The 16,040-nt window shown below is 33.8% G+C and carries 16 protein-coding genes; 10 read left to right on the forward strand and 6 right to left on the reverse strand.

All coding sequences use genetic code 11. From position 1 onward, the window contains the following. Positions 1-124: 124 nt before the first annotated feature. Positions 125-535 (reverse strand): YolD-like family protein, encoded by a 411-nt coding sequence (locus AAA453_RS06255; protein WP_427706926.1) that lies wholly within the window; start codon positions 533-535, stop codon positions 125-127. 184 nt (positions 536-719) lie between these two features. On the opposite strand from AAA453_RS06255, the gene pglS reads away from it, so the two are divergent. Continuing rightward, positions 720-1,757: a 6-phosphogluconolactonase gene (gene pglS / locus AAA453_RS06260; RefSeq protein ID WP_046466271.1), complete on the forward strand. Its 1,038-nt coding sequence runs from the start codon at positions 720-722 to the stop codon at positions 1,755-1,757. A 64-nt stretch (positions 1,758-1,821) separates the two neighbouring features. Here pglS and AAA453_RS06265 read toward each other — a convergent pair whose 3' ends face one another. From AAA453_RS06265 to AAA453_RS06275, 3 genes are all read right to left on the reverse strand, one after another. Further along, the gene (locus AAA453_RS06265; RefSeq protein WP_427706928.1) at positions 1,822-3,201 is read right to left on the reverse strand and encodes an aldehyde dehydrogenase; all 1,380 of its coding nucleotides are present in this window, start codon (positions 3,199-3,201) and stop codon (positions 1,822-1,824) included. Between the two features lie 135 nt (positions 3,202-3,336). Next, on the reverse strand, positions 3,337-4,272 hold the full coding sequence (locus tag AAA453_RS06270) for a manganese-dependent inorganic pyrophosphatase (RefSeq protein WP_427706930.1): 936 nt from the start codon (positions 4,270-4,272) through the stop codon (positions 3,337-3,339). Between the two features lie 55 nt (positions 4,273-4,327). Further along, entirely contained in the window at positions 4,328-4,879 is a 552-nt protein-coding gene (locus AAA453_RS06275) for a cysteine hydrolase family protein (RefSeq protein ID WP_046466268.1), read from the reverse strand. Positions 4,880-5,016: 137 nt separating this feature from the next. Here AAA453_RS06275 and AAA453_RS06280 point away from each other — a divergent pair, with 137 nt between their 5' ends. Together AAA453_RS06280 and AAA453_RS06285 are read left to right on the forward strand one after the other, a co-directional pair. Beyond that, positions 5,017-6,075, forward strand: a complete 1,059-nt coding sequence (locus AAA453_RS06280) for a glycosyl hydrolase family 28-related protein (protein WP_427706932.1) — start codon at positions 5,017-5,019, stop codon at positions 6,073-6,075. Positions 6,076-6,237: 162 nt separating this feature from the next. After that, a complete protein-coding gene (locus AAA453_RS06285; protein ID WP_427706934.1) occupies positions 6,238-7,797 on the forward strand; it encodes an SLC13 family permease in 1,560 nt (519 codons plus the stop codon). 84 nt (positions 7,798-7,881) lie between these two features. Here AAA453_RS06285 and AAA453_RS06290 read toward each other — a convergent pair whose 3' ends face one another. Together AAA453_RS06290 and AAA453_RS06295 are read right to left on the reverse strand one after the other, a co-directional pair. After that, entirely contained in the window at positions 7,882-8,694 is an 813-nt protein-coding gene (locus AAA453_RS06290; protein WP_285324009.1) for a prephenate dehydratase, read from the reverse strand. Between the two features lie 39 nt (positions 8,695-8,733). Next, positions 8,734-9,798, reverse strand: a complete 1,065-nt coding sequence (locus AAA453_RS06295) for a nitric oxide synthase oxygenase (protein ID WP_427706936.1) — start codon at positions 9,796-9,798, stop codon at positions 8,734-8,736. 229 nt (positions 9,799-10,027) lie between these two features. On the opposite strand from AAA453_RS06295, the gene AAA453_RS06300 reads away from it, so the two are divergent. The 7 genes from AAA453_RS06300 to AAA453_RS06330 all read left to right on the forward strand — a co-directional run bounded on the left by AAA453_RS06300 (position 10,028) and on the right by AAA453_RS06330 (position 15,939). Continuing rightward, complete coding sequence (locus tag AAA453_RS06300) at positions 10,028-11,494, forward strand: nicotinate phosphoribosyltransferase (protein ID WP_427706937.1); 1,467 nt, start codon at positions 10,028-10,030, stop codon at positions 11,492-11,494. Then, entirely contained in the window at positions 11,487-12,308 is an 822-nt protein-coding gene (nadE, locus tag AAA453_RS06305) for an ammonia-dependent NAD(+) synthetase (protein ID WP_427706940.1), read from the forward strand. The genes AAA453_RS06300 and nadE overlap by 8 nt, the downstream gene beginning before the upstream one ends. A gap of 86 nt (positions 12,309-12,394) precedes the next feature. Next, positions 12,395-12,973 carry a DUF2179 domain-containing protein gene (locus AAA453_RS06310; RefSeq protein ID WP_046466261.1) on the forward strand — a complete coding sequence of 193 codons (579 nt, stop codon included), beginning with the start codon at positions 12,395-12,397 and terminating at the stop codon, positions 12,971-12,973. After that, positions 12,970-13,155, forward strand: coding sequence for an NETI motif-containing protein (locus tag AAA453_RS06315; RefSeq protein ID WP_002507181.1), 186 nt, complete (start codon positions 12,970-12,972; stop codon positions 13,153-13,155). The genes AAA453_RS06310 and AAA453_RS06315 overlap by 4 nt, the downstream gene beginning before the upstream one ends. 224 nt (positions 13,156-13,379) lie before the next feature. Beyond that, entirely contained in the window at positions 13,380-14,675 is a 1,296-nt protein-coding gene (gene purB, locus AAA453_RS06320; RefSeq protein ID WP_069815021.1) for an adenylosuccinate lyase, read from the forward strand. 96 nt (positions 14,676-14,771) lie between these two features. Beyond that, on the forward strand, positions 14,772-15,074 hold the full coding sequence (locus tag AAA453_RS06325) for a YerC/YecD family TrpR-related protein (protein ID WP_046466259.1): 303 nt from the start codon (positions 14,772-14,774) through the stop codon (positions 15,072-15,074). 193 nt (positions 15,075-15,267) lie between these two features. After that, on the forward strand, positions 15,268-15,939 hold the full coding sequence (locus tag AAA453_RS06330) for a M15 family metallopeptidase (protein ID WP_427706942.1): 672 nt from the start codon (positions 15,268-15,270) through the stop codon (positions 15,937-15,939). Positions 15,940-16,040: the final 101 nt, after the last annotated feature.

A 16,040-nucleotide genomic window follows, 5' to 3' on the forward strand; every position in this document is an offset into this window, starting at 1 on the left:
TACGGTGGCTTATGCAGTCGAGAAGACTGCGAACAATAAATCCGTTCAACGAAGTTGTTACGGTGGCTTATGCAGTCGAGAAGACTGCGAACTGTAAACTTGCGCCGCAAGTATAGAAAAGCGGTTAACTATTGTCTTGAGTTATTCTAGTTATATCAAATAATGAAAGTTGAATTGTTTCATGTGTATAGATTGGATAACCTTCTAAAAACATATGAGTCATATCTATATTTTTAATTTTTATATGAGCCGTTTCCAACCAACCTGCTTGATAATATTCAATATAAATATAGGAATCTGTATGTAACGCTTGATGAAGCTGTAAATTTAATTCATTTAATTGATCGTCGGATAATATAGGACGGTCAATTTTATTTTGATCTACTAAATATTGTTGAATTGTTTCGAATTGTTCTGGCAAAGTAGCAAATGGCGCCCATTTAACCATGCCACGACCTTGCGGGATATTGGCATTAAGAAATTCTCTTGGTATATTTCTATAGTCATTTTCATTTTGGTATTTTTCCGGAATCATAAAATCACCTCAACATAATAATAGAACATACGTTCGTGTAATTGCAAGAAGTTTTTCCTTATTTTAAATTAATAAAGCATGAAAAATTTAATTGTACTTTGATAGAAAGTGGTAATAATCATTATATTGTCATTTAGTATAGATATTTATTAAAATGAAACTATAACAATATGGAGGGGTTTACATGACGACAACAGGTTATATTGGTACGTATACAAAAAAAGAGGGCAAAGGCGTTTATCGTTTTGAATTAGATGAACAAACTGGAAGCGTAACAGAAGTTGAAACAGGATATGAATTAGAAGCATCAACTTATGTAAATCAACATAATTCATTTTTATATGCTGTAACACGTGAAGGAGATAATTGCGGTGTTGCAAGTCTTAAAATAGAAGAAGATGGTAAACTCAGTTTAATTAATAAATGCCTCGCATCTACAAAGGGTAGCGGCTGTTATGTAGATGTGTCACCAGACGGAAAGTTTGTTTTTGAGTCTGTTTATGGTGCTGGATTAGCGCGCTTATATGAAGCGAATCCTGAAACAGGTGAAATCATACGTTTGATTCAAGAGTTAGAGCACAATTATCCAACTGGACCACATGAAAGACAAGATCAGCCACATGTGCATTTTATCAGTACAACACCAGATGAAAAATATGTAGTTGCAATCGATTTAGGTACAGATAAAATAGTAACATACGAATTTAATGATCATGGTTTTAGTGAACATGCGGTGAGTGATTTTGAACCAGGGGACGGACCAAGACATATTACTTTTCATGAAAATGGGAAGTTTGCTTATGTTGTCCATGAGTTATCAAATGTCGTAAGTACAGTAAAATATGAGGATGGAAAATTCACCGAAATCCAACGACATTCAACAATTCCAGAAAATTTTGAAGGTGATACAAAATTAGCAGCAGTAAGACAGTCACACGATCAAAAATTCTTATACATCACGAATAGAGGCCACGATAGTATTGCTATTTTTAAAGTAAGCGATGATGGTTCAACGATTTCATTTGTTGATATTGTATCAAGTGGTGGTGAATTCCCACGTGATTTCAACATTACTGACTCAGACGATTTCTTAGTTTGTGCACACCAAGAAGGTGACTATACATTGACGGTTTTCAAACGTGATAAAATTACGGGAGAATTAGAAAAAGTTGATCATCATGAATCAGCACCAGAGGGCGTTTGTGTACAATTTTTAAAATAAAGACAACTGAAAAAATTAAAAAATCACCTAGTATGGATAATACATTGCCATACTAGGTGATTTTCTATTTGTTGAAAAATGTTTTGATGTATTTAAATTTCCCTTTGTATGGTGGGAATATGAGACTTGATTCAAGCCTTGTAGATTTAAATACATAAGATTTATCGTGACTAAACGTGTCAAAACTATATTTACCATGATATTGTCCAATACCCGATGCCCCGACACCACCAAAAGGTAAGTTTGGATTTGCGAGGTGCATCAACGTATCATTAATCGCACCGCCACCAAATGAAATTTCATGAAGTACACGTTCTGTTGCATTTTCATCTTCGCTAAATAAATATAAGCTGAGTGGTTTAGGTTTAGTACGTATTAAATCAATCGCTTCATCAAAATCATCATACGGAATGATTGGTAAAATAGGGCCGAAAATCTCATCTTCCATTATTTTAGCATCGAAAGTAATACCATCTAAAATGGTTGGAGCGATGTATTTATCGTCTGCATCAGATTGACCACCAAATGCAATTTCTGTTTTATGAACATTTAATAAATGGTCTAAACGATCGAAATGTTTTTGATTAATGATACGACCGAAATCTGGGCTATCTTGTATAGATTTACCATAAAATTCAGTGATTGTATTTTTGAGTGCCGCGATGAGTTGGCTTTTGACTTTTCGGTTAACTAAAATATAGTCTGGCGACACACAAGTTTGACCAGCGTTCGTAAATTTCCCGAAACAAATGCGTTCACTCGCTACTTTGATATTTGCTGACTCATCTACAATCGCAGGAGATTTACCTCCTAATTCTAAAGTAACGGGTGTTAAGTTTTCGCTAGCTGCACGATAGACAATACGCCCTACTTTTTCGCTGCCAGTGAAAAAGACATAATCAAAAGGTAAATGTATAAGTGATTGTGTAGTCTCTGCGTCGCCTTGGCATACACTAATATATTCAGTGTTGAATACATCTTCAATAATTTGTTGTACTATATCTGCAACGTGTGGTGTAAATTCTGACGGTTTAAGTATAGCTGTATTTCCGGCTGCTATTGCGCCAATTAATGGTTCAATAAGTAATTGGAAAGGATAATTAAAAGGTCCGATAATTAAGACAGTACCATAAGGCTCTTTCATGATATAACTTTTAGTAGGGAATAAGTAAAGGGGCGTGTTCACTTGTTTTCTTTTCGCCCAATTTTTAAGCTCTTTGCGTGCTGACTTAATGCTTTTTAAAGTGAATCCAATCTCGGTTGCATAAGCTTCCACTTTGTTTTTTCCTAAATCTTGTTGAAGTGCGTCGAGTAATTCATTTTCATGATTTTTAATACTTTTACCCAACAGTTTGAGTTGTTTTTTTCTAAACTTAAGATCTTTGGTTTCGTGAGTATTAAAATATTGTTTACTATTATGGAAAGTTTGCTCTATTGAATTCAAATGATATTCCTCCTAGTATGAGATGTCGCTATGCTTATGGAAATGGATAAAAAACTGGAACATATTTACTATGTTCCAGAATACTGAGTGGTTAGGTGTTTAGTTTCTTTGTCCACTCAGTGTTTATCATATATATTAAACGACTTCGTTTAAAGCTTCTGTAATTTGTGGTACAACTTGTTTTTTACGTGAAACTACACCAGGTAAGAATGCAGTATTGTTTTCAAGTTCAACATTGAAAGCTTTACCTACTTTGTCTGTTTCAGGTCCCACTACTAAAATCTTAGAATCACTATTAATGATGTCAGTCACGACTAATACAAATAAATCATATTTTTCATTTGCACTTGTTTCTAACATAGCTTGTGTTAATTCTTCTTGACGTGCAAAGACTTCATCAATATCCACAGTATTAACTTGTCCGATATGAGTTGAATAATCTCCCATGTTGAAAGATTTTGCATCCATAGATAAGATATCTGAAATTGATTTGTCTGTTGTAGAAGCACCTGCTTTTAACATATCTAAACCGTAAGATTCTAAGTCAACATTGGCGATCGCTTTCAATGCTTCTGCAGCTTGTACATCTTCTTCAGTACATGTAGGTGATTTGAATAATAAACTATCTGAGATAATTGCAGAAATCATCAAGCCAGCAATTTCAGGTTTAATTTCAAAGCCGCGTTCTTTATACATTTTGTATAAAATTGTTGCTGTACAGCCAACTGGTTCAGCACGGTAATATAAAGGCGCTGCAGTTTCAAAATTTGAAATTCTGTGGTGATCTACGACATGTTGAATTGTAGCGTCAGCAATTGAATCTGCGCTTTGTTGGAATTCATTATGGTCAACTAAAATAACATTTTGATCAGCTAGATTATCGTTAAGTAATTCTGGCGCTTCTACTTTGAAATGATCTAAAGCAAATTGCGTCTCAGGGCCTATTTCGCCTAAACGGTAAGACGCAGCCTCCGAATTACCTGTTTGTTGTTCAAAATCTGCCATGATGATGGCAGATGCAATAGCATCTGTATCTGGATTTTTATGTCCGAAAATATAAGTTTTTGCCATATCTAAATTCTCCTTATTTATATAGTTAATGTTATTTTATCATGAGTTTGCATAGTTATTCTACTTCAGCACCTAAGGAATTTTTAAAATGATCTAAAGCCCAATCATGGCCCGTTGGATTAAATGAAGCAACGCCTTTATGTGAAATACTAATGGAATAACCTAAATTATAGGCAGTAATCGCTGTATGTAATACACAAATGTCGGTACATACACCAACAATTTCTAAATGTGTTACATTTCTTTCTCGTAGCAAAATATCTAACGAAGTACCACAAAAAGCATCATAACGTGTTTTATCTAAAAAATGTATGTGATCATTAAATAATATATTTTGATAGATATCATTTACTTTACCGTAAAGTTCTCTCCCAGATGTTCCTAGAATATTGTGAGGAGGGAAGAGCTTATTCTCAGGATGATAACTATTTTCTTCAAAATGTAAATCCATCATAAAGAAAATGTTCTGTTGTTTTTTATTATATGCTTCAATTCTTTCCACAATATAATGTTCAATTTGTTGGCCTGGAATGCCACAAGTCATTTTTCCATTATCTGCAACAAAATCATTTGAATAATCCACTACAATAAGTGCACTTTTTTTCATAATTTGCGAACACTCCTAATATTAAAGATAATAAGTATTATATACTAAGTAGATAAATCAATAAAGCTACAACAAGCGCGTTTGAAAATACTCAATTAAGTTTATTATAAAGTATTGAGAAAGAGAGGGATTGTCCTATGATGATTAATGCAAAGCAATTTGGATTAAAAGGTGAAAGTAAAAGCGCAGATACACGAGCAATGCAACGTGCATTGAATTATGCAAAAAAACATCCTTCGACAACGATATATGTACCTAAAGGTGAATTTCATATACGCAAGTCATTGGTTATTTATGAGTCTACAACATTGTTGCTAGATGAAGGCGCAGTCCTTAAAAGATGTGGGAAAGATGCATTACTCAAAAATGGTAGAAGGTTTAAACCTTATCATGGTTATAACGGCAATAGCCATATTTATATTGCAGGAGGAACATTTGATATGAACGGCTATGCTTTCCCATATAATAATACAGCAATGTGTATGGGACATGCCCAAGATATTCAAATCGTCGATGTGACCTTTAAAGACATTATAGGTGGCCATGGGCTGGATGCATGTGGAGTTAATGGATTATATATAAATAATTGTAAATTTTTAGGATTCAATGATAGTGATGGGACAAGAACGTTTTCAGAAGCAATTCAGTTAGATATTCAAGTACCAGGTGCTTTTCCTAAATTTGGGACGACAGACGGAACGATTACAAAAAATGTAATAATAGAAAATTGTTATTTTGGCAATTCAAATACGCCTACGATGCAGTCATGGAACAGGGCGATTGGTTCTCATGCAAGTCGTTATAATCAATTTTATCAAAATATTCATATTCGTTTTAATACATTTGAAGAGATAAAGCAATATGCACTAACACCTTTAAAATATAAAGATACGTATATTCATCATAATATTTTTAAAAACTGTGCTGGTGGTGTTCGTTTTTTAGCAGTTAAAGATGGTAAAAATGCAAAAGATTTAAAAGGGAAACAAAGATCAACTCAAGCTGGGAGTAATTTAAATATTTATCAAAATAAATTTGTTGGAGCGATGGAGAAATATGCAGTTCGGATTCAAAGTTATAATAATATAAAACATAAAAATATACTTATTGCTCAAAATGAATTTGATGAATGGCCGCCCAAAATGTATTTGAAGGACACTAAGAATTTATTTTTATCTTATGATGATAAAATTTAAAATATTGTTAAGTTTAATTAAACATGATTACAATGCTACGTTGACACCATAAAGACTTTATATGTAAGCGGTTTAGCATTGATATTTCATTAGGATTATATTATGTTATAAACTAAGAAATGTTATGAATATTCAGAAAAGTAACTTTAGAGGGGGACGAATATGAACGATTTGAAAAAAGGGGATATGAGAAGGTCACATTATTTAATGTTTTTTTCTAACAAGAAAGAAAAGAAGTCTTATAACAGTGGACAATTAATAGGTTTAATATTGGGGCCACTATTATTTGTTTTAACATTACTATTTTTACAGCCTGAAGGTTTATCAACTAAAGGTATATTTGTTTTAGCAACAACACTTTGGATTGCAACGTGGTGGATTACTGAAGCCATTCCGATTGCAGCAACGAGTTTATTACCATTAATACTGATGCCAATTGGACATGTTTTAAGTCCAGAAGAAGTTTCAGCGCAATATGGTAATGATATTATCTTCTTATTCCTTGGGGGATTCATTTTAGCTATTGCCATGGAAAGATGGAATTTACATACCCGGGTTGCTCTAACAATTATCAATACATTAGGGACAAGTACAGGAAAGATTTTGCTAGGATTCATGATTGCGACTGGTTTTTTATCCATGTTTGTATCGAACACTGCTGCTGTTATGATTATGATTCCGATTGGTCTAGCAATTATTAAAGAAGCCAATGAATTAAAAAGTAAAGATACTAAAGATTCAAGTATTACTAAGTTTGAACAATCTTTAGTATTAGCAATTGGTTATGCTGGTACAGTCGGTGGTCTTGGAACCTTAATTGGGACGCCGCCTTTAATTATATTAAAGGGACAATATCAATCTGCATTTGGTGAAGAAATTAGTTTTGCTAAATGGATGATTATTGGTGTGCCAACAGTTATTGTCTTATTGTTCATAATTTGGGCATACATAAGATATATAGCTTTTAGACATGATATGAAAGAATTACCAGGTGGAAAAGCGTTAATTAAAAGGAAACTAAACGAATTAGGTAAGATGAAATATGAAGAAAAAGTAGTTTTAATTGTGTTCATGCTTGCCAGTTTCTTATGGATAAGTAGAGAATTTTTATTGAAAAATTGGACATACACCTCAGAAATAGCAGATGGGACCATAGCCATGTTTATCGCAGTCTTACTATTTTTAATTCCTGCGAAGAACAAAGCACAACATAAACGTATTATAGATTGGGACGTGGCTAAAGATTTACCGTGGGGCGTACTGATACTCTTCGGTGGAGGGCTTGCGTTAGCGAAAGGGATAGCATCAAGTGGATTAGCAGTATGGCTTGGCGATCAGTTGAAATTGATAGAAGGTGTGAGTCCTTTAATTATTGTAATAGTCATTACCGTATTTGTACTATTCTTAACTGAAATCACATCAAATACTGCAACTGCAACGATGATTTTACCAATTCTTGCAACGTTATCTGTTGCTGTAAATGTTCATCCATTATTACTAATGGTGCCTGCAGCTATGGCGGCAAACTGTGCATACATGCTTCCAGTAGGTACGCCACCGAATGCAATTGTATTTGGTACAGGACGTATTAGTATTAAAAAGATGGCATCTGTCGGCTTTTGGGCCAACATAATAAGCATTGTAGTTATTGTACTCGTTGTTTACTTCCTAGTACCACCAGTATTAGGTATAGATGTAACCAAACCATTGCCACTTAAATAATTATATAGATAAATAAAACCCTCCATTTCTAAATAATGAATGGAGGGTTTTTGGTTTGTCTAATGGATTTACGTAAAAATAAAATTAACTTAATTTATTGAATGAACCAATAATTGAAACTTGGAAGTCTAATGTGTTTAAAATTTTAATAACTTTGGCCAAATCTTCATTGATTGGTGTGTCTGCTTGCACAAAAAAGTGATACATTCCAAGTTGTGTTTTTAAAGGTCTAGATTCAATCCAAGACAAGTTAATATTAAATAAAACAAAAGTATTTAATATGCTTGCTAATAAACCAGGCTTGTCAAATTGAGGCGTGATGAGTAATAATGTATCGCTCGCATCTTCTACATCCTCGATACTACTCGGTTGGTTACTCACGACTAAAAAGCGCGTTACATTATGTGGAAAGTCTTGTATGTTTTCCGCAATAGGTGAATAGCCGTATGCTTCGCCACTACCTAAAGGTGCAATGGCACCAACGTGATTAGTTATTTTTTCCAAACTTTTAATCGTACTGTCTACATAGTCATACGTGAAGCCTTGCTTTTGTATGTACTGGCTCGTTTGACTAATCGCAGGCGCAATAGAATAAACTTTTGAGATATCATTTACTGTAGCATCTTGAGAACCATACAACGCGAATTGAATGTCTAAATGAAGTTCACCTTGCGCAAAAATATTTTGTTGCGTTAATGCATCTGCGACAATATTAATCGTCCCTTCAATTGAATTCTCAATTGGTACTACGGCGATACTGTTATCATCGTTAGAAACAGCTTGTACAACTTCGTACAGGTTAGATTTGGCTTCAAAATCCATTTCAGATTCTGATTTATATTGTTTTGCTGCTAAGTATGAAAATGTCCCTTTTGGGCCTAAATAATAAAGTTTCATGTGACGTTACCCCTTGTTCATATGTGTAAGGATAGAGTTTTAATGGAATGGACAACCCTTAGATGTTGATTGCTTATAAAAGAAATTAGGCTCTCGAATTTCATTCTTATAACCATGATGATAATTTGACACCAATGTTGGAGATAACGAAGGTGCTAACCATGACCATTTACCAGTAACATCTCTTCCTTCTTTTGTTTCCTTCTTTTCAAATCGTTCGAACTGTTTAGAAGCAGTCAAATGATCAACAATAGAGACGCCTTCATTTTTAAAGGAATGATATACTGCATCATTCAATTCAACAAGTGCACGATCTTTATTGAAAGAATTATTCTTAAGTGTATCAAATTCAAATGCATCTGCAACACTTTCTAGCAAATTATAACGATAGCTATCTGTAAAATTACGAACAGCAATCTCATTTACCATATACCAACCGTTGAATGGTGCTGTGGGATATGTAACGCCGCCAATTTTCAAATCCATACTTGATATGATAGGAACGGCATACCATTTTAAACCGAGTTGTTTTAACTTTGGATAGCGGTCATGGGCTATAGGAACTTCTTTTATTAATTCCGGGTTATAAACATGATACTTTAAATTACCTTCAGGCATTTTATAAATTAAAGGTAAGACATCAAAGTGAGTATGTTCTCCTTTCCATCCAAGATGTTCAGCAAGTTGCGTTATACTTCGTTCGGCAGGGTCACCTTGATCTGAATAACCGGCATATCTGATGAGTTGATTATTATAAATTTGGGGTGGCTGATGCTGTGAAAAGATAGTGATATAAGGTTTGATTTTCCCATTATTTGTTGCAGTTGTTATGTGATTTTCAATTGTAGCTATAAATTCATCTTCAGTTTGAATATCTCTTGCGTCTGCTACAGTTAATGAATTCCAGAAAAATCGACCAATACAACGATTCGAATTCCTCCAGGCCAATTTAGCACCATAAGTAAGTTCTTCAACTGTATGTTCATACGTGCCATTTGTTTGAATAGCAATTTCAATTTCTTTAATTCTATCTAATGTAGCATGTTCATCGTAACTTAATTCTTTATGCATTGTTTTAATAAATGATTTAGCTTCATTTAACATATAAACACCTCACTTAGTATTATAAGTGATTACAGTTAATTTTTAATTATAAAAATATAAATGTCACTACTTTGTCGTTAGTAATGTCACACTTTTATCAAAATTTAAAATAATGAACATTAGCAATCTGAAAATGTTGCACGAATGCTATTAAATAGGATGGTATTTCAGGTGCTAACAACGTTTCTTTTATGCTAAACTAATAGAAAAGCTGATTGGAGAGATTTTTGTGTACCAATACGAAGACGATACATTAGTATTGCATAATGATTTATATCAAATAAATATGGCTGAAAGTTATTGGAATGATGGTATTCATGAACGATTAGCAGTCTTTGATTTGTATTTTAGAAATATGCCATTCGACAGTGGCTATGCGGTTTTTAATGGATTAAAGCGTGTGATTGAATATGTAAATCAATTTCATTTTTCAGAATCAGATATAGAATATTTAAAATCTATTGGCTATCAAGAGGATTTCTTGAGTTATTTAAAAGACTTGAAATTTACAGGTAATATTCGCTCAATGCATGAAGGTGAGCTTTGTTTTGGCAATGAACCATTAATGCGAGTAGAAGCACCATTGATACAAGCTCAATTAATAGAAACGATGCTATTAAATATAGTAAATTTCCATACTTTGATTACAACAAAGGCAAGTCGTATTCGACAAGTTGCGCTGGATGATATGTTAATGGAATTTGGTACACGCCGTGCGCAAGAAGCGGACGCAGCCTTATGGGGAGCTAGAGCCTCGTACATTGGTGGCTTCAATTCTACAAGTAATGTAAGAGCAGGAAAGTTATTTGGCATTCCAGTATCTGGTACACACGCACATGCAATGGTACAAACTTATGGTGATGAATATATTGCTTTTAAAAAATACGCCGAGCGCCATAAGGACTGTGTGTTTTTAGTAGATACATTCCATACGCTAAAATCTGGTGTTCCAACAGCAATTAAAGTTGCAAAAGAATTAGGAGACAAAATTAATTTTGTAGGTATTCGATTAGATTCAGGAGATATTGCTTACCTTTCTAAAGAAGCGCGACGCATGTTAGATGAAGCTGGATTTACAGATGCAAAAATTATTGCTTCAAATGATTTAGATGAACAGACAATCACTAGTTTGAAATCCCAAGGTGCAAGAGTTGATTCATGGGGTGTAGGTACTAAATTAATTACAGGCTATGATCAACCAGCACTTGGTGCAGTTTACAAACTCGTTGCTGTAGAAGATAGTACAGGCGCATATGTTGATCGTATTAAACTCTCAAATAATGCAGAAAAAGTAACAACGCCAGGCAAGAAAAAAGTATACCGTATCATTAATAAAAAAACGAACAAAGCTGAAGGGGACTATATTACATTGGATCATGAAGATCCATATGAAACGACGCCGCTTAAACTTTTCCATCCTGTCCATACCTACAAAATGAAATTTATAAAATCATTTATAGCGAAAGATTTACATCATGATATTTATAAAGACGGTAAATTAGTATATGATTTACCAAGTGAACAAGAAGCACAAACTTATTTGAAAGAAAATCTCACCTATCTATGGGATGAAAATAAGCGTCATCTTAACCCACAAGAATATCCTATAGATTTAAGCACAGCATGTTGGGAAAATAAACATAAACGTATATTTGAAGTCGCAGAACATGTGAAGGAGATGGAAGAAAATGAGTAATTTACAAGAAATCATTGTTAAAGAAATGAATGTCCAACCAATGATTGACAGTGAACAAGAAGCGCGTAGCATTATTCAATTTATTAAAAGTTATGTACAATCTCACTCTTTTATCCAATCTTTAGTGCTAGGTATTTCAGGTGGCCAAGATTCCACTTTAGCTGGTAAACTATGTCAAATTGCGGTTAATGAATTAAAAGAAGAAAAAATTCATTGCCAATTTATTGCTGTTAAATTACCATATGGTGAACAAAAGGATGCAGTCGAAGTTGAAGATGCTTTGAAGTTCATACAACCAGATGAAGTAGTAACGGTCAATATTAAATCAGCTGTAAATCAAAGCGTGCAGTCACTAAAAGATGCGGGCATTCTACTTACTGATTTTCAAAAGGGAAATGAAAAAGCACGTGAACGTATGAAAGCACAATTTTCAATTGCTGCAAACAAACAAGGTATAGTGATTGGTACAGATCATTCGGCTGAAAGTGTAACTGGTTTTTATACGAAATATGGTGATGGTGCTGCTGATATTGCACCACTATTTGGTTTGAATAAACGCCAAGGTAGACAATTATTAAAGTATTTAAAAGCGCCTAAGCATTTATATGAAAAAGTACCTACTGCAGATTTAGAAGAAGACAAACCACAGTTACCAGATGAAGAGGCATTAGGTGTGAGTTATGATCACATAGATGATTATTTAGAGGGAAAATCAGTACCAGATGATGCACAAGAAGTTATTGAACATCATTATGTTAAGAGTGTGCATAAAAGAGAACTAGCTTATACAAGACACACATGGCCCAAAAATTAACTGTTACAACAGAAAATTTTTAGTGACAAAATATAAACTTACTGATAGAATTACTTGAATTTAATGTAACAGAAAGGAAAATGGACATGTCAGTGATAACATCTACGCCATGGTTAATGGTTTTAGCCATTTTTATAATCAACGTTGCTTATGTAACGTGTCTAACGATGAGAACGATATTAACCCTTAAAGGTTATCGCTATGTAGCTGCAATCGTGAGCTTCTTGGAAGTTCTTGTATATGTTATTGGTTTAGGTATGGTAATGTCTAGTTTGGATCAAATCCAAAATGTGCTTGCATACGCCTTTGGTTTTTCAATAGGTATTATTGTAGGTATGAAGATTGAAGAAAAACTAGCACTTGGATATACAGTAGTCAATGTAACTTCATCTGCGTATGAGTTAGACTTACCAAGACAATTAAGAGATTTAGGGTATGGCGTAACACATAATACTGCATACGGCCGAGATGGCAAACGCTTGATTTTACAAATTCTTACACCGAGACGTTTTGAAGCTAAATTAATCGAGACGATTAAACAAATTGATGAAAAAGCATTTATGGTCGCATACGAACCACGTACGATTCATGGTGGGTTCTGGGCGAAAGGTGTTAAAAGTAAAAAACTTAAACAATATGATACGGATGAAGTTGAAAGCATATGAAAAAACAACAAAAATTCAAAGTCGAAGAACACGAGTCAATTCAAGATTGTTTGGGTCGCATGCGTGAAGCTGGTTATACACCAGTTAAACGTTTTGAAAAGCCCGTTTACAAAGAAAATAAAGATGGCAGCGTAGAGGTACTAAAACAAGAAATTGAGTTCGTAGGCAAATTACAAGAATGATAAGTATGGGAGTCTGATACATGTATTTATGTTTCGGGCTCTTTTTTAATACTTTGATTCTAAATAATTTCTATAGTAGGCTTAAAAGGCTTATACATTTCAAAGTAATTCTGGTAAACTAGTATTGAAAAGAACAAACACGAACTTTAAAGTGGAAACGAACTTAAATGTACATGTTTTGAGGTTTGTGAACTAAAACTTATGTAAGATAGGAGCTAATTTCAATGATTGAACGCTATTCTAGAGAAGAAATGTCTAATATTTGGACTGATCAAAATCGCTATGAAGCTTGGTTGGAAGTAGAGATACTTGCTTGTGAAGCTTGGAGTAAACTAGGTGATATACCTGAGGCAGACGTCAAAAAAATACGTGAAAACGCCAAGGTTGATGTTGAACGTGCACAGGAAATTGAACAAGAAACACGTCATGATGTAGTCGCATTTACAAGACAAGTTTCTGAAACACTTGGTGAAGAACGTAAGTGGGTTCATTATGGTTTAACTTCAACTGATGTAGTAGATACTGCGTTAAGTTATGTGATTAAACAGGCAAACGACATTATTGAAAAAGATTTAGAAAGATTTATTGAAGTATTAGCGAAAAAAGCAAAAGATTACAAATATACATTAATGATGGGTCGTACACATGGCGTGCATGCTGAGCCAACAACATTTGGTGTTAAAATGGCGCTTTGGTATACAGAAATGCAACGTAATTTAGAACGTTTTAAACGTGTGAGAGAAGAAATTGAAGTTGGAAAAATGAGTGGTGCAGTAGGTACTTTTGCTAACATACCACCTGAAATAGAAGCACATGTGTGTGAAAATTTAGGTCTAGATGCAGCTCCGGTATCAACGCAAACGCTACAACGTGATCGTCATGCTTATTATATTGCGACACTTGCGCTTATCGGTACTTCAATGGAGAAATTTGCCGTGGAAATACGTAATTTACAAAAAACTGAGACACGTGAAGTAGAAGAAGCATTTGCTAAAGGACAAAAAGGTTCATCAGCAATGCCACACAAACGTAACCCAATTGGTTCTGAAAATATTACAGGTATTGCACGTGTAATAAGAGGTTATGTAACAACAGCTTATGAAAATGTGCCATTATGGCATGAACGAGATATTTCTCATTCTTCAGCTGAACGTATTATGCTTCCAGATGTTACGATTGCATTAGATTACGGGTTGAATCGTTTTACAAATATTGTTGATAGACTGACAGTATTTGAAGATAATATGCTTGAAAATATTGATAAAACATTTGGTTTAATTTACTCACAACGTGTATTGTTAGCGTTAATTAATAAAGGTTTGGCACGTGAAGAAGCATATGATAAAGTACAACCTAAGGCTATGGAGTCGTGGGAAACTAAAACACCATTTAGAACTTTAATTGAACAAGACAGTTCAATTACAACATTATTATCTGAAGCAGACTTAGATGAATGTTTCGATCCAAAACACCATTTAAACCAAGTTGACACTATTTTTGAAAGAGCTGGTTTAGAATAACCAGGAATAATTGAATTTTTCAAGGGAAATCGTTACACTTTAATGTATTAGTACGTTAAACTGAGATTAAATTGAAAGATACAGGGGTTGTTTTGAATGCAAATAGAAAAATTAAGAGGAAAAGCATTAGATGAATTGTTCGATGCAGTTTTGACACTTGAAAATAGAGAAGAATGTTATGAATTCTTTGATGATTTATGTACTGTTAATGAAATACAGTCATTGTCACAACGATTACAAGTCGCAAAAATGATTAAACAAGGTTTCACTTATGCGACAATTGAACAAGAATCTGGTGCATCGACTGCAACAATTTCTCGTGTGAAAAGATCATTGCAATGGGGTAATGATGCTTATACTATGATTCTAGACCGCATGAATATTGAAACGGCTGATTAGATAATTTTATATAAGAAGTAAGGTTAACACATGAAGTTAATCCTAGCTGTCGATAGAGTATGATACTTTGTCGGCAGCTTCTTTATGTTTTGTAAAGTGATAGAATGGTAATTGAGACATATCAACTGCATCATTGTTATATGTGTTTTGTGAAAATATTGTTATATGTACATATGTTGGAGGGGAGATAATTGTGTTTAAGAAGTGGATAATTGTAATTGCGACTTTATTATTTATCAGTATTGTCATACGAATGTCTTTTATTATAACTTCTAATCATCAACAACCTGTGCATTCAGATATCGTCGAATCTAAAAATGCATTACCTATTATTGATGAAAGTCAAGGCGTGACGAAAGTGAATGGGCATGTCATTGTCAACAAAACATACCAATTACCGAAACGTTATAAACCTGGCGAAAATAAAAAAGCCAGACGTAAATTAAATGAAATGCTAGATAAAGCTGAACAAAAAGAATTAGATTTAAAATATATTAGTGGCTATAGAAGTTATGAAGATCAACAAAAAGTAGTGAAATCATATGTTGAAAATGATGGGGAAAAAGTTGCGAAACAATATACTGCTAAACCGGGCCATTCAGAACATCAAACAGGATTAGCATTTGATGTAGGTACACAAAGACCACTTGAAGATTTCCACGATGATTTTGAACATACAAAAGAAGCGCACTGGTTAGCTCAAAACGCTGCTAAATATGGCTTTATTATTAGGTATCCTAAAGGGCAATCAAATCAAACAGGCTATGCATATGAGGCATGGCATTTGCGATATGTAGGGTCTGAATTAGCTAGAATTATAGACAACCAAGATACAAACTTAGAAAGTTATTACCAGTTGAATTAAATCATTACCGTAAAAAGGAAACTAAATTGTAAAAATCATCTCAGAAATATTGGGGTGGTTTTTTTCGACATCATTTTAGAACTCACAGACTAAAAATGATA

It is taken from the genome of Staphylococcus parequorum, from assembly GCF_039237145.1.
Lineage (GTDB): Bacteria > Bacillota > Bacilli > Staphylococcales > Staphylococcaceae > Staphylococcus > Staphylococcus equorum_A.